The sequence below is a fragment of the Rhizobium sp. NZLR8 genome (assembly GCF_019685025.1).
GTDB lineage: Bacteria > Pseudomonadota > Alphaproteobacteria > Rhizobiales > Rhizobiaceae > Rhizobium.
In genome coordinates, this window is sequence record NZ_JABDVY010000013.1 from 109904 (window position 1) to 129995 (window position 20092).

21 protein-coding genes are annotated in these 20092 nt (G+C 62.4%); 12 read left to right on the forward strand and 9 right to left on the reverse strand.

All coding sequences use genetic code 11. The features are described from left to right. Positions 1-39 precede the first annotated feature (39 nt). Entirely contained in the window at positions 40-639 is a 600-nt protein-coding gene (locus HJB89_RS24875) for an NADPH-dependent F420 reductase (RefSeq protein ID WP_207583249.1), read from the forward strand. A gap of 176 nt (positions 640-815) precedes the next feature. Here HJB89_RS24875 and HJB89_RS24880 read toward each other — a convergent pair whose 3' ends face one another. Further along, positions 816-1394, reverse strand: coding sequence for a TetR/AcrR family transcriptional regulator (locus tag HJB89_RS24880; RefSeq protein WP_221150637.1), 579 nt, complete (start codon positions 1392-1394; stop codon positions 816-818). A 166-nt stretch (positions 1395-1560) separates the two neighbouring features. Between HJB89_RS24880 and HJB89_RS24885 the strand changes: the two genes are divergently transcribed. Genes HJB89_RS24885 through HJB89_RS24895 form a run of 3 tightly spaced genes read left to right on the forward strand, consistent with a single transcriptional unit; the run spans position 1561 to position 3858 of the window. Continuing rightward, on the forward strand, positions 1561-2196 hold the full coding sequence (locus HJB89_RS24885; RefSeq protein ID WP_207583251.1) for an NADPH-dependent F420 reductase: 636 nt from the start codon (positions 1561-1563) through the stop codon (positions 2194-2196). Between the two features lie 52 nt (positions 2197-2248). Next, on the forward strand, positions 2249-3190 hold the full coding sequence (locus HJB89_RS24890; RefSeq protein ID WP_221150638.1) for an SDR family oxidoreductase: 942 nt from the start codon (positions 2249-2251) through the stop codon (positions 3188-3190). A gap of 5 nt (positions 3191-3195) precedes the next feature. Continuing rightward, positions 3196-3858, forward strand: coding sequence for an NADPH-dependent F420 reductase (locus HJB89_RS24895; protein ID WP_259672111.1), 663 nt, complete (start codon positions 3196-3198; stop codon positions 3856-3858). A gap of 161 nt (positions 3859-4019) precedes the next feature. Here HJB89_RS24895 and HJB89_RS24900 read toward each other — a convergent pair whose 3' ends face one another. Further along, entirely contained in the window at positions 4020-4706 is a 687-nt protein-coding gene (locus tag HJB89_RS24900) for a helix-turn-helix transcriptional regulator (protein ID WP_221150640.1), read from the reverse strand. 70 nt (positions 4707-4776) lie between these two features. Between HJB89_RS24900 and HJB89_RS24905 the strand changes: the two genes are divergently transcribed. From HJB89_RS24905 to HJB89_RS24915, 3 genes are all read left to right on the forward strand, one after another. Further along, positions 4777-5106: an NIPSNAP family protein gene (locus HJB89_RS24905; RefSeq protein ID WP_221132239.1), complete on the forward strand. Its 330-nt coding sequence runs from the start codon at positions 4777-4779 to the stop codon at positions 5104-5106. Then, positions 5103-5453: an antibiotic biosynthesis monooxygenase gene (locus tag HJB89_RS24910; protein WP_221132238.1), complete on the forward strand. Its 351-nt coding sequence runs from the start codon at positions 5103-5105 to the stop codon at positions 5451-5453. Before HJB89_RS24905 ends, HJB89_RS24910 begins: the two co-directional genes overlap by 4 nt. Positions 5454-5577: 124 nt before the next feature. Further along, complete coding sequence (locus tag HJB89_RS24915; RefSeq protein WP_221150641.1) at positions 5578-6732, forward strand: site-specific DNA-methyltransferase; 1155 nt, start codon at positions 5578-5580, stop codon at positions 6730-6732. Positions 6733-6908: 176 nt separating this feature from the next. Here HJB89_RS24915 and HJB89_RS24920 read toward each other — a convergent pair whose 3' ends face one another. From HJB89_RS24920 to mutY, 3 genes are read right to left on the reverse strand one after another with little or no spacing between them, the layout of a single operon-like run. Beyond that, entirely contained in the window at positions 6909-7274 is a 366-nt protein-coding gene (locus HJB89_RS24920) for a nuclear transport factor 2 family protein (protein WP_207583259.1), read from the reverse strand. Positions 7275-7278: 4 nt separating this feature from the next. Further along, positions 7279-7893: an HAD family phosphatase gene (locus tag HJB89_RS24925; RefSeq protein ID WP_221150642.1), complete on the reverse strand. Its 615-nt coding sequence runs from the start codon at positions 7891-7893 to the stop codon at positions 7279-7281. 2 nt (positions 7894-7895) lie between these two features. Continuing rightward, complete coding sequence (gene mutY / locus HJB89_RS24930; protein WP_221150643.1) at positions 7896-8999, reverse strand: A/G-specific adenine glycosylase; 1104 nt, start codon at positions 8997-8999, stop codon at positions 7896-7898. A 108-nt stretch (positions 9000-9107) separates the two neighbouring features. Between mutY and HJB89_RS24935 the strand changes: the two genes are divergently transcribed. After that, positions 9108-9605, forward strand: coding sequence for a DUF721 domain-containing protein (locus tag HJB89_RS24935; RefSeq protein WP_221116925.1), 498 nt, complete (start codon positions 9108-9110; stop codon positions 9603-9605). Between the two features lie 186 nt (positions 9606-9791). Here HJB89_RS24935 and HJB89_RS24940 read toward each other — a convergent pair whose 3' ends face one another. Then, positions 9792-10157: a hypothetical protein gene (locus HJB89_RS24940; RefSeq protein ID WP_221150644.1), complete on the reverse strand. Its 366-nt coding sequence runs from the start codon at positions 10155-10157 to the stop codon at positions 9792-9794. A 238-nt stretch (positions 10158-10395) separates the two neighbouring features. On the opposite strand from HJB89_RS24940, the gene HJB89_RS24945 reads away from it, so the two are divergent. Further along, positions 10396-10695: a type II toxin-antitoxin system ParD family antitoxin gene (locus HJB89_RS24945; protein ID WP_221150645.1), complete on the forward strand. Its 300-nt coding sequence runs from the start codon at positions 10396-10398 to the stop codon at positions 10693-10695. 74 nt (positions 10696-10769) lie between these two features. On the opposite strand, the gene HJB89_RS24950 is transcribed toward HJB89_RS24945, so the two are convergent. Then, positions 10770-11441, reverse strand: coding sequence for a Fic family protein (locus tag HJB89_RS24950; protein ID WP_221150646.1), 672 nt, complete (start codon positions 11439-11441; stop codon positions 10770-10772). Further along, on the reverse strand, positions 11434-11616 hold the full coding sequence (locus HJB89_RS24955) for a hypothetical protein (RefSeq protein WP_221150647.1): 183 nt from the start codon (positions 11614-11616) through the stop codon (positions 11434-11436). Before HJB89_RS24955 ends, HJB89_RS24950 begins: the two co-directional genes overlap by 8 nt. A gap of 455 nt (positions 11617-12071) precedes the next feature. Here HJB89_RS24955 and HJB89_RS24960 point away from each other — a divergent pair, with 455 nt between their 5' ends. The 3 genes from HJB89_RS24960 to ppdK all read left to right on the forward strand — a co-directional run bounded on the left by HJB89_RS24960 (position 12072) and on the right by ppdK (position 19696). After that, entirely contained in the window at positions 12072-12842 is a 771-nt protein-coding gene (locus tag HJB89_RS24960) for a DsbA family protein (protein WP_409201832.1), read from the forward strand. A gap of 102 nt (positions 12843-12944) precedes the next feature. Further along, complete coding sequence (locus HJB89_RS24965) at positions 12945-16406, forward strand: chromosome segregation SMC family protein (protein WP_221150649.1); 3462 nt, start codon at positions 12945-12947, stop codon at positions 16404-16406. 605 nt (positions 16407-17011) lie between these two features. After that, a complete protein-coding gene (gene ppdK, locus HJB89_RS24970) occupies positions 17012-19696 on the forward strand; it encodes a pyruvate, phosphate dikinase (RefSeq protein WP_221150650.1) in 2685 nt (894 codons plus the stop codon). 53 nt (positions 19697-19749) lie between these two features. On the opposite strand, the gene HJB89_RS24975 is transcribed toward ppdK, so the two are convergent. Next, complete coding sequence (locus HJB89_RS24975; protein ID WP_221116929.1) at positions 19750-20025, reverse strand: hypothetical protein; 276 nt, start codon at positions 20023-20025, stop codon at positions 19750-19752. Between the last annotated feature and the right edge of the window lie 67 nt (positions 20026-20092).

Sequence of the window (20092 nt, forward strand, 5' to 3'; positions counted from 1 at the left end):
GGAGCGCCGGAGGCGCGTGATAACCCAAGGAGAATATATATGAGCTATGCAATTATCGGCTTCGGCAATGTCGGCCAGGCTCTGGCCAAGGCGTTTGCCCGTAGAGGTATCGAAGTATCCGTTGCAACCACGCGCGACCCGGAAAGCTTTGCTTCCGCAGCGGCCGCGATCGGACCCACCATCATTCCCACAAAACTGGCGGAAGCGGTCAAGGCGGACATCATCTTTTTGGCTGTCCGTTTCGAGTCGCACCCGGATGTCGCAAAGGCACTCCCCACCTGGCAGGGGAAGACGATCGTCGATCTAACAAATGCCTACGGCGTGCCTCCTGAGGACCTGGGAGGACAGCCTTCTTCCAAGTTCGTCGCGCAGGCCTTCACTGGTGGACGACTGGTCAAGGGCTTCAACCATTTGGCCGCTGCCGTCCTCGACCAAGATCCGGCCGTACATGGTGGCAGGAGAGTTGTGTTCCTGGCGAGCGACGATGACGACGCCGCAATGGAGATTGGTGCGCTTGCGGAAAATCTCGGTTTTGCGCCGATCAAACTTGGCGGGCTTTCGGAAGGTGGACTGCTTGTGCAGGCGCGCGGAAAGAGCTGGGGTCAGCTGATCTTTAAGGACCTGGTCAGGTTCGACTGATCAATCGGGATCGCAAATTTTGATGCGATCCTGCCTCGTGGGTCACAACGTGTCCGCCTGGCTCGGACACAATTCCACGTAAGGAAAACGGAAAGATACGATGGGCATCGACGGCAGGCTAGTCCTTGCCGCCGATTGCGGGGAGTTGGCCTTCGATGCGGTCTATAGGCGGCGATTTAACAAGTCGCCTTCCTGATACCGTTGCTCGCCGGGTTTGTCAGGATGGCGCTCGCGATGATGTGAACGAGATGATTTGCCCTCGGCGCGAATGAGGGTAAGTCGACGAGCCAGCCGAGCGCCGACATCAGGCCGAACAGGTCGTCCCCATTCATATCAGAGCGCGCCGTACCTTCGGTCTGGGCACGGAGCAGTAGTCGCGCGCTCGCTGAGTGCACAGCTGCGCATGAAGGATAAAGAGCGGAGTCCGGGTTCGTGTGGGCCGCCGCCATCAGGGCGACAACGCCCTGATGGCTTTCGGCGAATGCTACCCATTCGCGGAACCAGGACAACAGCGCTTCGTCAGGGGCGTCAGACGTTTCGAGTTCACCTGCCCTCTGTGTCAGGGCGTCCAGGTTCGTACGCAGCAAGGCTTCGAACAAGGCTTCTCGCGTCGGGAAATGACGAAGCAGCGTCGCCAATCCGACGCCGGCCCGGCGGGCAATATCTCGCATCGACGCATCGACGCCGTGCTCTGTGACGACCTCACGCGCGACCGCGAGGAGATGGCTGTAATTCTTTTTCGCGTCGGCTCGCATGTCTGGCCTTGATAACTGGACCGGTGATCCGTATATGTGGATCACTGATCCAATTATAGCAGCTGGATCAGTGATCCATCAGATAGGGTGGATCCGCGAAAATCGCAACAGAGCCGCTACTCGACACGAAACCAGAAGTGATGGCGAACGCCCGAGGAACACGAACATGAGCACGATCAGCATCATCGGATCAGGCAGCATGGCCGCAGCGATCGGCGGGCTTGCTGCCAAGGCCGGACACACCGTCGAGGTGACGAGTCGCGACGCCGCGAAGGCGCGGGCGCTGGCCGCGCAGATCGGAGCCGGCGCGACGACAGGGACGTTTGGCGCTGCCCCGGCTGGAGACATCGTTATCCTTGCGGTTCCCTACGCCGCCGTACTCGACGTGGTGAAGCAGTACGGCGAAGGGCTGGCAGGCAAGCTCCTCGTCGACATCACCAACCCCGTTGCCTCCGACTACACGAGCTTCGTGACCCCTGAGGACAGTTTCGGCGCACGGGAAATCACCAAGGCCGCCCCTGCCGATGCGGTAGTCGTCAAGGCGTTCAACACCCTGTTCTCGCATGTCCTGGCTGCCGGTCCAGTCGAGGACCGCCCGTTGGACGTGCTCCTCGCCGGCGACGACGCACAGGCGAAGGCACGCGTCTCGGCGTTCATCGAGAGCCTCGGACTGCGCCCCATGGATACCGGGGAGCTGCTTATGGCGCGGACGCTGGAGCACGCCTGCCTGCTGTCGCTGGGCCTCATGACCCACTCCGTCAAGCACACCAATTTCTCAATCGGCGTCAGCCTTCTCGGCTGAGTGAACCGGTACCATCAACTCCCGCATCACATCACCCACAAGGAACAGTAACATGCACGTTTTCGTCACTGGCGGGACCGGCCATTCCGGTCCGTATATCATTTCCGATCTTATCGCAGCCGGTCACGAGGTCACTGCGCTTGCCCGGTCGGACAAGTCTGCGGAAACGGTGTCCGCGCTTGGCGCCAAGGTGCGTCGCGGCGACCTCGATGATCTCGATGGGTTAAAAGCGGCGGCCGCAGACTTCGACGGCGTCATCCACGTCGCGCACCGGCAAGACCTGCTTCCCACCGGTGGCCTCGACGCGGTGGCTGCCGCGGAGCAAAAGATCATGCTCGCATACGGTGAGGCTCTGAAGGGGACCGGAAAGCCGCTGGTCACGTCGGGGAGCATTGGCTCGCCGGGTTGGGAACATCTCGGCCGCCCAGCCACCGAGGAGGACGCCACCCTCTCTGGCGGCGAGAAGTTCAAGGGCACCTTGCGAGTTCGCAACATTGTCGAAACGACGGTGCTCGGTCTCGCCGAGCAAGGCGTGCGCTCTTCGGTCGTACGGATTCCGACGATCATGCACAGCACGAGCGACAATGCCGGTTTCCTCCCGATACTGATCGGGCTTGCGAAGGAGAAGGGCGTTGTCGGCTATCCCGGCGACGGCAAGAACAATTGGTCGGCCGTGCACGCCCGCGACCTCGCCGCCGTGTTCCGTCTGGCGCTGGAGAAGAGCCCCGCCGGGAGGAATTGGCATGCGGTTGCCGATGAGGCTATTGCGTTCCGCGAGATCGCCGAAGCCATCGGCAGCCGCTTGAACCTGCCGGCCGTGCCGATTCCCGCGGATGAGCTGATGCTGCCAGGCTTTTTCGGGTTCCTCGCGAATCTGGTGAAGCTGGACGTCGCCGCGTCCAATGCCATCACCCGCCGGGCCCTCGGCTGGGAACCCACTCAGCCCGGCCTGCTCAAGGACCTGGACAACGGCCATTATTTCCCCGCCGGCTGACCAGCTTGGACACAACGAGCATAACCCAACTCTTTAGGAGACTGCACATGAGCATTATCAGCATCATCGGCTCAGGAACCATGGCCGCAGCGATCGCTGGCCGTACAGCCAAGGCCGGACACACTGTCGAGGTTGTCAGCCGAGACCCCGCTAAGGCGCGGGCGCTCGCCGACCAACTCGCAGCCGGAGCGACCACAGGGGCGTACGGGACAGCGCCGGCGGGCGACATCGTCATCCTCGCCGTGCCATACCAGAATGCGGCTTCGGTGGTGGCCGACTTTGGGGAAGCGCTCGACGGCAAGGTGATCATCGATATCGCCAACCCGGTTGCCCCCGACCTCTCGGGCCTCGTCACCCCCCACGGCAGCTCTGGCGCGCAGGAGACCGCCAAGCGCCTTCCCGCCGGCGCGCATGTCGTGAAGGCGTTCAACACGATCTTCGGTCACGTGCTTGCCAGGGGTGGACGCCTCGACGCGTTCATCGCAGCCGACGATGCGGAGGCGAAGGCGCGCGTTTCGACCTTCCTCGAAAGCCTCGCGCTGCGTCCGTTCGACGTCGGCGGCCTGCACATGGCCCAGACGCTTGAGGCGCTCGGCCTGATGATGATCGGCCTGGCCAAAAACGGCGCTGGCACCTGGGACTTCGCCATGAACGTCGATCTTGGCTGAATCCACCGACACCACGTCTATACCGGCAGGTCCGCAACAACACTGGGAGCAAGTCGTTTCTCACGTCGTTCTCATCAACCAACCCAGTGGAGTTGTCTGGCGACGGCGGCTTTCCGGCTAGCCGGAACGGCGGTTGAAATTTTTTGCAGATCGCAGCAAACCTATGCATCGATCGGGAACAGCATCAGAAACTGCCGGTCGCCTTCCGGGGTAAAGAGGATCGAGCGGCTTTCAGCCGTGCGTCGCGCCCAGCTCTTGTCGAGGAAGTTTGACAGCAGCGCCTTGCCGAGGCTGCCGGCAAGATGGGCGCGTCTTTCGCTCCAGTCGAGGCAGGAGCGGCAGAGCGGCCGGCGCGACGATTTCAGGTCGCCGACATCGATGCCGATGCATTTGAGATCGTTTTCGCCCTTTTCGGTCAGCGCCAGCCCGTCGCCGACCGCGTCGATCGAGCCTGAAGCAATCAGGCTGTCGAGCATGCGCACGCCGTAATCGCCGGCCAGATGATCGAAGCAGATGCGCGCCTTGCGCAGCGCCGGCTCTTTCGGCCCCGGCTGGTGGCGCAGATGCCCGCGTCCGGCGGCAAAGCCCATCATGCTTTCGATCAGCCGGGCGACGGCCTCGTCGGCCAATGTGAAATAGCGGTGACGCCCCTGCTTGCGCTGGGCAAGCAGCCCGCCGGCTTCGAGCTTGGCAAGATGCGTGCTCGCCGTCTGCACTGTGATGCCGCCGACGCCGGCAAGCTCGGTCGCCGTCAATGCGCGGCCGCCCGTCAGTGCCGCCAGCATGTTGGCGCGGGCGGGATCGCCGATGAGCGCGCCGATCTGGGAAATATCAGGACCTTCCTTCATACTTCGATCGTAACCGAAGCATCGCCGTCAGGCAATGTGCGAAAAGGATGGAGAGCAAAAGGAGAAACCGATGATTACCTGCTTCATCCGCTACGAGATCGATCCTTTCAAGAAAGAGGCGTTTGCCGAATATGCCCGCAACTGGGGTCAGGCCATCCCCAGGAATGGCGCCGATCTGATCGGTTATTTCGGTCCGCACGAGGGGTCGGCGACCACGGCCTATGGCGTCTACAATATCGAAAGCCTCACCGCCTACGAGGCCTATCGCGCCAGGCTGGCCGCCGACCCGCTCGGCCGCGAAAATTACGAATTCGCCAGGCGCGAAGGTTTTATCCGCAAGGAGGATCGAATCTTCCTCAAAAACGTCTCCGCCCCTCACGCCAAGCTGGTGCTGTCATGATCGCCGTCATCTTCGAAGTCGTGCCCTATATGGGCGAGCGCCATAAATATCTGGATCTAGCCGGCGAATTGCGCGGCGAACTCGAAAAGATCGACGGCTTCATCTCGATCGAGCGTTTCGAGAGCCTGACGAACCGCGGCAAACTGCTGTCGCTTTCCTTCTTCCGCGACGAGGAGGCCGTCCGAAAATGGCGCAACCTCGAAGCCCACCGCGCCGCCCAGCAGGCCGGCCGCGGCGGCATCTTCGCCGATTACCGCCTGCGGATCGCCAGTGTCGTGCGCGATTACGGCATGTTCGAACGCGACGAGGCGCCGGCCGACAGCCGCAACGTGCACGATGCGGCGTGAGGACGGGGAGGGGCGATGTCATCAGCAATAAATTCCCGAAATCGGCCGCCGCTTCAGGCTTTGGTAACGAAGTTGGGTAACCATAACGGAGAGTTAAGCGTCAAGCGTATGAGTGAGTATCAGAATGGCATCAGTTTTTCCGCTTGCCGGCCTCAAGGCTTCCGTCCGGTCGGGTTCCCGGCCGGATTCTCGGTCGGGGTCTTGGGTCGACACGATCATCAAGGGTGATTGCGTCAGCGCCCTTGAGGCTCTGCCCAGCCACTCCGTCGATATCATCTTTGCCGATCCCCCGTATAATCTCCAGCTCGGCGGAACGCTGCATCGTCCCGACCAGTCGCTGGTCGATGCCGTCGATGACGAATGGGATCAGTTCGCTTCGTTCGAGGCCTATGATGCCTTTACCCGCGCCTGGCTGCTGGCCTGCCGGCGTGTGCTGAAGCCATCAGGCTCGATCTGGGTGATCGGCTCCTACCACAATATCTTCCGCGTCGGCGCCACGCTGCAGGATCTGAATTTCTGGATCTTGAACGACATCATCTGGCGCAAGACCAACCCGATGCCGAATTTCAAGGGCCGCCGCTTCCAGAACGCCCATGAGACGATGATCTGGGCAAGCCCCAATGCCAAGGCCAAGGGCTATACCTTCAATTACGATGCGATGAAGGCCGCCAATGACGACGTGCAGATGCGCTCCGACTGGCTGTTCCCGATCTGCAATGGCAATGAGCGGCTGAAGGGCGAGGACGGCAAGAAGGTGCATCCGACCCAGAAGCCGGAAGCGTTGCTTGCCCGCGTCATCATGGCCTCGACCAAACCAGGCGATATCGTGCTCGATCCCTTTTTCGGCTCGGGAACAACGGGTGCCGTCGCCAAGCGCCTCGGCCGCCACTTCGTCGGCATCGAGCGCGAGCAGGATTATATCGATGCGGCCTCGGCCCGCATCGCCGCCGTCGAGCCGCTCGGCAAGGCGGAACTGACCGTCATGACCGGCAAGAAGGCCGAAGTTCGCGTCGCCTTCAACGTGCTGGTCGAAAGCGGCCTGATCAAGCCCGGCCAGGTGCTGACCGATGCCAAACGCCGTTACAGCGCCATCGTGCGCGCCGACGGCACCGTGGCGTCAGGCGGCGACGCCGGCTCCATTCATCGCCTCGGCGCCAAGGTGCAGGGTCTCGATGCATGCAACGGATGGACCTTCTGGCATTTCGAAGACGGGCAGTCCCTGCGCCCGATCGACGATCTCAGGTCCGTCATCCGCAGTGATCTGGCAAAGGTGGGTTGAGCAGCACCCAAATCAGAAAACTGCAGCATGATGTCGTCCGAAAACCGCTTACACTTTTCGGCATCATGCTCCGGCGGATCGAAATATCTTCTTCCGGTTTCCCTCCAGTTGCGGAAGAAGGCTAAGACGCCCGGGGTTCGAACCCCGGGCGTCTTCAATTCAAAAAGTCCCAATCATCAGAAATCCTTGTAATCGGTGACGTCGACGCGGGTGATGCGGCCTTCCGAATTGAAGGTGATCGTCTCCTCACCGTCGCGGATCAGCGGCTTGCCCGTTTTGCTATGGGTGGCGCGAAGCGACCAGACCGCCCGGCCGGACAGCGGTGTCAGTGTCTCCACCAGCGAATTTTCCGCCGTCTGATCGGGATAGTCTTCGAAATATTTCCGGAAGGCCGCCATGATCTCAGCCCGGCCGGCAAGGCTGCCGACGCCGTTTGAGACATAGGTGGCGTCCTCGGCGAAATAGGCCTCGATCGCCGGGAAATCCAGCGCGTTGATGGCGGCGTGAAAGCGGTCGATTTCCTCTGCCGGGTCGAAAGCCATGGGGTCAGACCTTCAATCCGTACGCGGCGAGATCGCTGCGCAGTTTCTCGGCACCCGAAAACAGCACCGCATTCCAGCCGAAGGCCTTGGCGCCTTCGACATTGACCGGCGCGTCGTCGATGAAAATCGTTGCCTTGGGATCGAGGCCGAAGCTCTTCGTATGGCTCTCGTAGATCGCCAGATCCGGCTTGATCAGGCCGACATCGCCGGAAACGGTGACGCCGCGCGGTTTGGTGAGGAAGGGGAAGCGCGCCTGCGCCTCGCGAAAAGTGTCGGAGGCGAAGTTGGTCAGCATCGTCACGTCGCGCCCTTCGGCGATCAGCCCCTCCATGATCGCGACGCTGTCCTCATAGGCGTGCGGCACCATCTCGTGCCAATATTTGCGGAAGGCGCGGATATGCTCTTCGCGGGCAGGGTGCTCTTTAATCAGCAGCGCTTCGGCCTCCGCCCATGTGCGGCCGCGGTCCTGCTCGATGTTCCAGTCATGAGTGCAGATATTGGCGAAGAACCAGTTGCGCTCGGTCTCATCGGGAATGAGCCGGCTGAAGGCAAGATGCGGATCGTAATGAATAAGGACTTTGCCGATATCGAAAACAACATGCTTTATCTCGGTGGTCATGGTCATCCCTTGGATGTTTTGAACGCGAGAGGAATAGCCGCTGCGATCGCTTTTTTCATGATGGTGGGCAAGGCCTGCGCTTCAAGATTTGTAACCGGCTCCCACCATTCGTCATCCCCGCCGCCATTCGTTCTCGGCTTGCCGGCGATCGCCGCCCGCCAGATCGAAAGCCGGAGTTCGAAATGGGTGAAGACATGGATGACCGTGCCGCAGGCCTGCCAGGCCGCCTCGAAGGGCGCGGCTGAGGCCGAGGTTTCGCCGTCGAGGCGCGCCGTCCAGGCCGTTGTCGGCACCTCGGTCATGCCGCCGAGCAGGCCGCTGTCGATGCGCCGCCGCAGCAGGATCTCGCCATCGCCAGTCACCGCGATGAAGGCCGCGCCCTGCCGCACCGGCTTTTCCTTCTTTGCCGCCTTGACCGGAAAGAGCTCGGGATCGGAAAGTTTCAGCGCCTCGCAGGCACCGCGGAACGGACAGAGTGAACAGGCCGGCCGTTTCGGCGTGCAGATCATCGCACCGAGATCCATCATCGCCTGAGCAAAATCGCCGGGCCGCAGAGCCGGCGTCAGCGCCGCCACCTTCTGCTTCATCAGTGGCTTTCCCGCCGGAAGCGGCGTGTCGATCGCATAGAGCCTGGAGATCACCCGCTCGACATTGCCGTCCATCACAGCCGCCTGCCGGTTGAAGGCAATGGCCGCGACGGCCGCTGCCGTATAGTCGCCGATCCCGGGCAGGGATTTGAGCCCTTCTTCGGTATCGGGAAAGACGCCGCCATGCTCTTTCGCCACTGCTTCGGCGCATTTCTTCAGGTTGCGGGCCCGCGCGTAATAGCCAAGCCCCGCCCAGGCGGCCATCACCGCGTCGCTTTCGGCCGCGGCAAGATCGGTCACCGCAGGCCAGCGTTCGAGAAACCTGGAGAAATAGGATTTGACCGCCTGCACCGTCGTCTGTTGCAGCATCACCTCGGAAAGCCAGACGCGATAGGGATCGGGTTTGACGCCGCCGGCCGCCATGCCGGGCGAGATACGCCAGGGCAGGTCGCGGTGGTGGCGGTCGTACCAGTCGAGCAGGGGCTGTGCGGAGGGAGTGTCGGGTTTCGTGAGCGTCATGATTTGCCGGGATCGGGGGAAGTGCCTATACTTGGCGAAGCAATGCCGCGCGATCAAGCCGGTGATGCGAATTGCCTGTGCGATTGGCAGGGGCATCCAAGGGTTTCGATGAGTTATCCACGCAAAGGTGCAAAGCAGATTTCCGAGCTGGCGAACGGGCTGATCGATCCCGTCCTGGCGCGCCGCGCCGGTATCAACACGGCCCTGCTTGGCTCATGGAGCGAAATCGCCGGCGAGGATTTTGCCGATTGCACCCGCCCGGAAAAGATCGCCTGGGCCCGCGGCGGCAATGAGGTCGGCGGCTTCCGCCCCGGTGTGCTGACGATTGCCTGCGAAGGCGCGCGCGCGCTTTTTCTCACCCATGCCCAGGGCGAACTCATCCAGCGCATCAACAGCTTCTTCGGCTTTGCCGCCGTCCACCAGATCCGCATCGTCCAGAAGCCGGTCTCAAACCCCGCCCGCCGCTCCCGCACCCCGCCGCCGCTGAAGGGCGAAGCCGCCCGCAAGCTCGAAGGCATGATGGAAGGCATAGAGGGCGACAAACTGCGCCAGGCGATCCAGCGCTTAGGGACCGCCGTGATGGGCAAGCGGGGCAGTGGGCGCTGATGAGCAAAACGCTCAGGTTGATTGGCAATCCTGAGATCGGCGGCTGACCCAGGCCCGTGCCGAAAAGATCAGTGCGGTTGAAGGCCTGGTGCTTAGCCCGCACATGCGTCGCCGAGACCAAGGATCAGCCGCCGAACAACGCCCCGCCAGGCGGTTCTCCGGCTCAATGGCGACCGAGCCGCATGTTTAGTTTTTTGATCCTGATTCAACAAGCTCGCGAGTGACAGTGAATTCGACCCTGCCGGAGATCGAATTATAGGGCTCGCACTGTGTGATCGCGTCAGCAATTATCGGGGCCGCGGTCTTCTCCCATTCGGATGGCGGCGCGCGAAAATTAATGGATAAAAAATCGGCAGATCCATCCTTCATGTCCGCCACAACCGGGAGGCTATAAACGCTCGGCGCGTTCGCAGGGAGCTTCAAACACTTAAGCATCTGAATAGAAACAATATTTCCACCGTCGTCAGAGGCGGGGGCGCTCGTGACGTTTATTGCCAATGCGGCGGAAGCGGCAAGCAGATTATGGAGAAAAGTCTTAGTCAGGGAATGCATTCAAATTTATCCTTCTGAATAGCTGTCCGAAAAATCAACCCTCGACCTGCTCTATACGGCAATGGCGTTATTAGAAATTGAAAGTCCCTCAAGTCTTGACTGCGGCCACCTGCGCCAGGCGATCCCTCGGTATGGCGGTAATGGGAAACGGGGACGATGATCCAGCCTGAGACGTCAAACCTCTCTTGAACTGCAGCGCATGGGATTACACTGTAATCATCTCGCCGGAGTAAACAGGATGCGCAGCAGCAAACCCATTACAGTTACGCTCGGCAGCCAGCAGAAAAGCTTGGACGCGCGGCTGCAATCGGGTGCCTATAGCTCAGCAAGCGAGGTCATCCGCGCCGCATTGCGCGCTCTGGACCGCGAAGAAGATGCGATCGACGAAATCATGCGTCAGAGAATTCGCGAGGCGATCGACGATCCGGGTTCGGATATTGATGCCGATACGGTTTTTGAGCGGCTCGAACGCCTGCATGCGGAACGGATGAAGGCTGAGGGCGGTGGCGCCCAAGGTCGCGTTTCGTCCGAAGGTTGAGAAGGATTGGCTTGAATATCGTGAAGCATTGCTGCTGATAATCGTTCGGCAGCGCTAAAGCGCATCGGGAGCCGTCACTCGTGCGAAAGAAAGTGCTTTCCTGTTGCCGTTTCCATGACACTGGCGAGCTGCGTGGCTAGCATACCCTCGATCAACTCCTCCATTTTCGACAGATCAGAGGCGCCATGCTCGGCTGCGCGATCGGCGGCTTCCAGGGCGTCGAAATAGGGCTTCCGGTTGTCGACGATCTGGTCAGGAATCGTTTTGATGCCGGGCAGGGGCAACTGAAGTTTCACGCACAGGACGACATAAGACACCATCCGAGAGGTGCGGCCATTGCCGTCGCTGAAGGGATGAATCCAATTCAGCCGCCACATAACGTATGATGCCAAATGGACGGGAGTTTTGTCCCAGTTGTCGTTGACGTAGTCGCAAAGCTCTTCGATCAACTCCGGCACACGGTGCGCACCAAGCGGCTTGTGTTCGCTTCCCTGTATCGCCACATCAGCTGGCCGGAAGTTCCCGGCATAGGCGCTGATTCCCTGCAAAGCTTCGCGATGCAGCGCCAGCAGCAAAGAGGGCCGAAGCTTCCACTTCGCACCCTTGTCTATGGCGTCGATGATCATATCGCGCGCCGTATCGAACTGGCGAAGGCCGTTGCGGGCCTCCGCCTCGGCGCGTTCCCTATCGTCCTTGATCAGATACGCTTCCGTTGCAACGCTATGGCGGCGGGTGCCTTCAGTCATTTTTCTGTTTGTCTGCCATCTCGTCAGCCAAGCGATCTATCATCTCGCGCGTGATCAACTCGTTTTCGAAATGCGTATTCCCATAAGCGAAGCTGCGACGCTGAACTTCGATTTCGCTCTGCGACGGCTGCAACTTCCTCGCGGCTTCGAGCAGGTTTTTGAGTGGTTCGTTCATTGCAGCCTTCCTTTCATGCGCCGGTTCATAAAAGCGGTTTTCCGATCTCAAGCAACCTTAAACCGGATACTGAAACGGAATTGTGCCAAGCTTATGAAGCAGGTGTTACCCGGACAGCAATTGTACACGTCTGGATGTGATCTTATGTAGGTTGGAAGCAGGGGAGTTTGAAGATGGGAGTACGGGATCTGCCACCAGGCGACAATGGTGGAAGCTGACCCGTCAACGTGCAGTCGCCGCCCCGCATTGCCTTGGCGACTTTGAGGCGCCTAACGTCATTTGAGAAGTGAACTTGATCGATTGGGTGGCCAACGCCACATCTTTCACTGCTCGCGGTCCCATCACGGTCACAATTCTTTGAAGGAAGTTGGTGAACCGTGGCTTGTGAGCGGCCGCTAGCCGTTATATCGCACAGTCACGCCGTCACTCTCATTGCTTATGGGGAACCCATGCAGATGTCTGAAATGCAACTGACGAAACGCCGCCTCCTGGGTGGGATCGCCATCGCCGCAGCTGCCGCAGCGCTTGTCGCCTGCAACGACAGCAAGGACGCTGCCGATGCTTCGTCCTCCGGCAAGACCCTGGCCGACGGCACCAATGTCGACACCATCCAGACGGCGGCGACATCGCCGGCCGAAACGCCGCAATCCGATGGCGATGTCGACATGGCCGCAGCGCTGAAGCCCGGCCCGCTGCCTGAGATGGCGCTCGGCAAGGCTGACGCCCCGGTCAAGATTGTCGAATATATGTCGATGACCTGCCCGCATTGCGCCCATTTCCACAACACCACCTTCGATGCGATCAAGCAGAAGTATGTCGATGCCGGCAAGGTGCAGTTCATCATCCGCGAATTCCCCTTCGACCCGCGTGCCGCCGCCGCCTTCATGCTCGCCCGCTGCAGCCCCGCCAATCCGGAGCAGCTGAGCACGCCGGAGCAATATTTCCCGATGGTTTCGATGCTGTTCAAGCAGCAGCAGGTCTGGGCCGCCGCCGATGACGGCCGCAGCGCACTGCTGCAGATGTCGAAGCTCGCCGGATTTACTGAGGATAGCTTCACGAAATGCTTGACGAACCAGAAGCTTCTGGATGAAGTGAACGCCGTGCGGGAAAGAGGTTCCAAGGATTTCGGCGTCAATGCCACGCCGACTTTCCTCATCAATGGCAAGCGCTACTCTGGAGACATGCCGGTTGAAACCTTGTCGGGGCTCATCGACAGTCTGCTCTGAACCGATCCGTTTGACGATAACGGGCGACGGTGAAAGCCGTGCGCCCGTTTTTTTGTGGCTGCGGTGCGGCTCCTTGCCCACCCCGCGCCGCGGAGCTTCTGCATGAAGTTCAACAAGCTGCGCCTGGTCGGCTTCAAATCCTTCGTCGAGCCGACGGAATTCATCATCGAGCGGGGGCTGACCGGCGTCGTCGGCCCGAACGGCTGCGGCAAGTCCAACCTCGTCGAGGCGCTGCGCTGGGTGATGGGCGAGAATTCCTACAAGAACATGCGCGCCTCCGGCATGGACGACGTGATCTTTTCGGGCTCGGGAAACCGCCCGGCCCGCAACACCGCCGAAGTGGCGCTCTATCTCGACAATGCAACGCGCACCGCGCCTGCCGCCTTCAACGACAGCGACGAGATCCAGGTCACCCGCCGCATCGAGCGTGAACAGGGTTCGCTCTACCGCATCAACGGCAAGGAAAGCCGCGCCAAGGACGTGCAACTGCTGTTTGCCGACGCCTCCACCGGCGCCCGTTCGCCCTCGATGGTCGGGCAGGGGCGGATCGGCGAGCTGATCCAGGCAAAGCCGCAGGCCCGCCGCCAGCTGCTGGAAGAGGCGGCCGGCATCTCGGGCCTGCATTCCCGCCGCCACGAGGCCGAATTGCGGCTGCGGGCCGCCGAGGGCAATCTCGAGCGTCTCGACGACGTCACCTCGCAGCTCGAAAGCCAGATCGAGAGCCTGAAGCGGCAGGCCCGCCAGGCAAACCGCTTCAAGACGCTGTCCGCCGATATCCGCGCCCGCGAGGCGATGCTCTTGCATATTCGCTGGGTGCAGGCCAAGGAAGCTGAGGCCGAGGCGGACAGCGCGCTGAACCAGGCGACGGTCGTCGTCGCCGAAAAGGCGCAAGCCCAGATGGAGGCGGCGAAGAACCAGGCCATCGCCAGCTTGAAGCTACCGGAACTGCGCGAGGGTGAGGCGCGCGCCGCCGCCGCTCTGCAGCGGTTGCAGATCGCCCGAAGCCAGCTGGAGGAGGATGTCGGCCGCATTCTGCGCCGCCGCGACGAGCTGACACGCCGTCTCGCCCAGCTTGGCGAGGATATCCGCCGCGAGGAGCGGCTGGTCGCCGACAATGCCGGTATCCTGGCAAGGCTCGATGCCGAAGAGGCCGAGATTTCCGAAGTGCTGGCCGATTCCGGCCGTTATGCCGAGGAAACCCGCGAGGCCTTCGAGGGAGCGGCGGCAAAACTTGCCGACAGCGAACGCATCTTCACCCAGCTGACCGCCGAGCGCGCCGAGGCCGCTGCCGGCCGCAACCAGCTGGAGCGCGCCATCCGCGATCTCGCTGACCGCAGGATGCGCCTCGAACGCCAGATGAATGAGGCCAACCACGAACTCGCAACCATCGGCGACAAGATCGCCGGCCTGCCTGACCCGGATGAAAAACGCGCCATCGTCGAGGCCGGTGAAATCGCGCTCGCCGACGCCGAAGCCGCCGTCCAGCTCGTCGAGCAGGCGCTTGCCGCCGCCCGCCAGACCGAGGCGCTGGCGCGCGCACCGGTCGAACAGGCCCGCTCGAGCCTCAATGCGCTGGAAACCGAAGCCCGCACCATTTCCCGCATGCTTGCCGCTGGTGCCGCTGCCGGCAAATTTCCGCCGGTTGCCGATGAGCTGAAGGTCGATCGCGGCTTCGAAACAGCACTGGGTGCTGCCCTCGGCGACGATCTGGAATCGCCGCTCGCTGCCGAGGCCCCGGCTCATTGGTCTGACAATGGTGATGGCGCCGGCGACCCGGCACTGCCAACCGGCGTCACGCCGCTGCTTGCCCATATCAGCGCGCCCGCCGCACTCACCCGCCGCCTGCGCCAGATCGGCCTGGTCGGGGCGGGGGATGCCGAGCGCCTGATGGCGGCGCTGCAGCCAGGCCAGCGGCTGGTGACGAAAGACGGCGCCGTCTACCGCTGGGACGGCCACGTGACAGGTGCCGACGCCCCGAGCGCTGCAGCCCTGCGGCTTGCCCAGAAGAACCGCCTGGCCGAACTCGAAGGCGAGGCGGCCCTTGCCCGCGACGTGCTTGCCGAAGCCGAGGAGCGGCAGGCCGCCGCCGCTGATGCGATCCGCGGCGAAGAACGACGGCTTGCCGAGGCCCGCGACATGAGCCGGCTGTCCTCCCGTCATCTCGCCGAGGCGCGCGATGCGCTTGGAGCCGCCGAGCGGGCCTCTGGCGATCTGATCCGCCGCCGCGATGTCGTCAGCGAGGCGGTCAGCCAGCTGGGCGCGCAGCTGGAGGAGGTCGCCATCCAGGAAGAGAATGCCCGCATCGAGCTGGAGGACGCGCCCGATCTCACCGCGATCGACGAGCGGCTGCGCTACCAGCAGGCGGAGGTGGCGACCGATCGCGGCGCGCTGGCCGAAAGCCGCGCTCGCCACGAAAGCCTTGCCCGGGAAAATGAAGCCCGGCAGCGCCGCATCCTGGCGATCGGCCAGGAGCGCGAGACCTGGCGCCAGCGGGCGGCAAGTGCTGAAGAGCACGTCGCCACGCTGCGCGAACGCGAGGAAGAGGCGCGCGAAGAGGCAGCCGAGCTCGAATTGGCGCCGGACGAATTCGACGACAAGCGCCGCGCTTTGATGAGCGAATTGCAGAAGGCCGAGGAGGCGCGCCGCAACGCCGGCGATCTTCTGGCCGAGGCCGAACGCATCCAGCGCGAGGCCGACCACAAGGCGACCACCGCACTGTCGGAACTTGCCGAATGCCGTGAACGCCGCGGCCGCGCCGAGGAGCGCCTGGTTTCCGCCCGCGAGAAGCGCCAGGAAGGCGAAAGCCGCATCCGCGAGGTCCTGAATGTCGCCCCGCACGAAGCGCTGCAGCTGACCGGGCGTCCGGCCATGCAGGCGCTTCCCGACCCGCGCGAGGTCGAGCGCGAGCTGGAGCGCCTCAGGATCGAGCGCGAGCGGCTCGGCGCCGTCAACCTGCGCGCCGACGAGGAACAGAAGGAGCTGAGTGACAAGCTCGAAGCGCTGATCAGGGAACGCGACGACGTCATCGACGCGATCCGCAAGCTGCGCGGCGCCATCCAGAGCCTCAACCGCGAGGGCCGCGAACGGCTGATCGCCGCCTTCGACATCGTCAATGCCCAGTTCAAGCGGCTGTTCACCCATCTTTTCGGCGGCGGCACCGCCGAGCTGCAGCTGATCGAATCCGACGACCCGCTGGAAGCCGGCCTCGAAATCCTGGCCCGGCCGCCGGGCAAGAAGCCGCAGACCATGACGCTGCTCTCAGGCGGCGAACAGGCGCTGACGGCGATGGCGCTGATCTTTGCCGTCTTCCTCACCAATCCGGCGCCGATCTGCGTGCTCGACGAAGTCGACGCGCCGCTCGACGACCACAATGTCGAGCGCTACTGCAACCTGATGGATGAAATGGCGGCGTCGACCGAAACCCGCTTCGTCATCATCACCCACAATCCGATCACCATGGCCCGCATGAACCGCCTCTTCGGCGTCACCATGGCCGAGCAGGGCGTCTCCACCCTCGTCTCCGTCGACCTGCAGACCGCCGAGCGCCTGCGCGAGATCGCCTGAGCAATTCCAGCCTGGATCAGCGCAATTTCAGCAAAGCCGTGACGCGGTTTTGCGCCCAGAAATTGCGTGAAATCAGAAAACTGGGAATAAACACCAAAAAAGGTCGGCTCTCTTGCCGCCTGTACCCCATTTGGGTGATGCTCTTTTCGCTGACTTGCATTAGAAGTTGTTTCGACGCAACCTAATTACCCAGCTGAAAAGCTGGCAATCAAGCGTTGCGCATTGTCGAATTTGCGTGCGGTTTTCCGGGCGAGGGCAAGAACCGGAAGCCGTTAGAGTAATTCCAGGGAAGGACAGATCTGTTTTCCCCGGAGTTGCGTAAGATGATGGTCAGAGCGGTTCCTTTTTCAAAAAGCTGAACCGTTCCTGGGTTGTGGGACCCCCCGTCCGGTTTTCCTGGCCGGACGGAAACAAGGCTTTGCGGGACATTGTTGCAGTCCCGCAAAGCTTTTTTTGTACCTTTTTCTTGTTCCCACCGGCTTTCAATCGTTTCGACCGCGGCCGTGCCGAAGATTTATTGTGCAACGCAACATTTTGCCGCATTTGTCGATTTTCATCTCAACACCAACGGATTAAGCTAATCCCGGTTTGGTGTTGGGGGGAAGATGACCAAGTGGGTCTATACGTTCGGCGACGGGCAGGCTGAGGGCCGGGCGCGCGATCACGAGATTCTCGGCGGCAAGGGCGCCAATCTCGCGGAAATGTGCGCCCTGGGGCTTCCCGTTCCGCCGGGGCTGACGATCGTCGGCGATGCCTGCAACACCTATTACAAGAACGGCCGCCATATCGAGAACGCTGTGAAGGTCGAGGTGCGCGCCGGCATTGCTGGCATCGAGGCAATCACCGGCCGCCGCTTTGGCGCCGGCAGCCAGCCGCTGCTGCTTTCGGTGCGCTCCGGCGCCCGTGTTTCGATGCCGGGAATGATGGACACCGTGCTCAATCTCGGCCTCAACGACGAGACCGTGCAGGCGCTCGGCCATGATGCCGGCGACGCGCGGTTTGCCTGGGACAGCTACCGCCGCTTCATTCAGATGTATGCCGATGTCGTCATGGGTCTCGGCAACGACGCCTTCGAGGAAATCCTCGAAGACGAGAAGGCCAAGCTCGGTCACGAATTCGATACCGAACTCAGCGCCTCCGAGTGGCAGCATATCGTTTCTCTCTACAAGCGGCTGATCGAGGAGGAGCTGGAGCAGGAATTCCCGCAGGATCCTGAGGTGCAGCTCTGGGGCGCCGTCGGCGCGGTCTTTTCCAGCTGGATGAATGCACGCGCCGTCACCTACCGCCAGCTTCACAATATTCCGGGAGCCTGGGGCACGGCGGTCAACATCCAGGCGATGGTCTTCGGCAATCTCGGCAATGCGTCCGCCACCGGTGTTGCCTTCACCCGCAACCCGTCGACCGGCGAGAAGGCGCTGTACGGCGAATTCCTCGTCAATGCGCAAGGGGAGGATGTCGTTGCAGGCATCCGCACGCCGCAAAGCATCACCGAGGAGGGCCGGATTTCCTCCGGCTCGGAAAAACCGTCGATGGAAAAGCTGATGCCGGAGGCGTTTCGCGAGCTTTGCGGAATCTGCACCGAACTCGAGATCCATTACCGCGACATGCAGGATATCGAATTCACCATCGAGCGCGGCAAGCTGTGGATGCTGCAGACCCGCTCCGGCAAGCGCTCGACCCGGGCGGCAATGAAGATCGCCGTCGATATGGTCGACGAGAAGGTGATTACCGAGGAGCAGGCGGTGCTGCGCATCGAACCATCAAGCCTCGACCAGCTGCTGCATCCGACGATCGATCCGCGTGTCACCCGCCAGGTGATCGGCACCGGGCTTCCGGCTTCGCCGGGCGCTGCCACCGGCGCCATCGTCTTCACCGCCGAGGAGGCCGTCGAGGCCGAGGCCGAAGGCCGCAAGGTCATTCTGCTGCGGGTCGAGACCAGCCCGGAGGATATTCACGGCATGCATGCCGCCGAAGGCATCCTGACCACCCGCGGCGGCATGACCAGCCATGCGGCGGTCGTTGCCCGCGGCATGGGCATCCCCTGCGTCGTCGGCGCCGGCACCATGCGCATCGACATGCGCAACGAGCGGCTGCTCGGCATCGGCGTCACCCTGAAGAAGGGCGATATCATCACCATCGACGGCTCGGCCGGCCAGGTGCTGAAGGGCGAGGTGCCGATGATCCAGCCGGAACTGTCGGGCGATTTCGGCCGCATCATGGGCTGGGCCGACCGCGCCCGCCGCATGACGGTGCGCACCAATGCCGATACGCCGGCCGATGCGCGCGCCGCCCGTTCCTTCGGCGCCGAAGGCATCGGCCTTTGCCGCACCGAGCACATGTTCTTCGAGGGCGAGCGCATCCATGCCATGCGCGAGATGATCCTCGCCGTCGACGAGAAGGGCAGGCGGCTGGCGCTCGACAAGCTGCTGCCGATGCAGCGGCTGGATTTCACCGGCCTGTTCACCGTCATGCACGGCCTGCCGGTGACGATCCGCCTGCTCGACCCGCCGTTGCACGAATTCCTGCCGAAGACCGACGACGAGGTGGCCGAAGTCGCCTTCGCCATGGGCATGGAGGCGGCAGCGCTTCGCCAGCGCGTCGATGCGCTGCACGAGTTCAATCCGATGCTCGGCCATCGCGGTTGCCGGCTGGCGATCTCCTATCCCGAAATCGTCGAGATGCAGGCCCGCGCCATCTTCGAGGCGGCGGTTGCCGCAGCTAAGGAGACCGGGGCGGCCGTCGTGCCGGAGATCATGGTGCCGCTGGTCGGCCTGCGCTCCGAGCTCGATTACGTCAAGGCGCGCATCGATGAGGTCGCCGGCAAGGTCATGAACGAGGCCGGCATGAAGATCGATTATCTCGTCGGCACGATGATCGAGCTGCCGCGGGCCGCGCTTCGCGCCCATGTGATTGCCGAAGCCGCCGAATTCTTCTCCTTCGGCACCAACGACCTGACGCAGACCACCTTCGGCATCTCCCGCGACGACGCCTCGGCCTTCATCCCCACCTATCAGCGCAAGGGCATCATCGAGCACGATCCCTTCATCTCGCTCGATTTCGACGGTGTCGGCGAATTGATCAGCATCGCCGCCGAACGCGGCCGGCGCACCCGCAACGACATGAAACTCGGCATCTGCGGCGAACATGGCGGCGACCCGGCCTCGATCCGCTTCTGCGAGACGATCGGGCTCGACTATGTCTCCTGCTCGCCGTTCCGCGTGCCGATCGCCAGACTGGCGGCGGCGCAGGCGGTCATCTCAGGAGGTCTGAAAGACCTCGGGGGGAAATAGTCAGAGATGGGCTGCCCTGTGGGCGCCCTGGGCAGCCCTTGCGGGCGCCCGGCTTAATGATGATGGTGCCAGTGATCGTGGTAGACATAGGGACCGTTGAGATCCCAGGCCATGCTCTGCATCATCTCGGCACTTTGCGCCCGCGATTCGGCCCGCCGGTCGAGATCGATGCGCTGCAGGCAGTTGGCAAAACCATCCGTGCCGCGCCGGAAGCCATAGCTCAGGCACCGCCCTTCATCCGCCGCCCGCCGCTCCTCTGGCGTCATCGTCTGGCAGGCGGAAAGCGCGGCGGCGACGGTGGCAACGGTGATGAGGAGCGGAAGGCGCATCGGGGTATTCCTTGCTTTTCCCTGAGGAAATGCCATTCGGGTGCGGGCGTCAAGCTGCGGCGGTGAG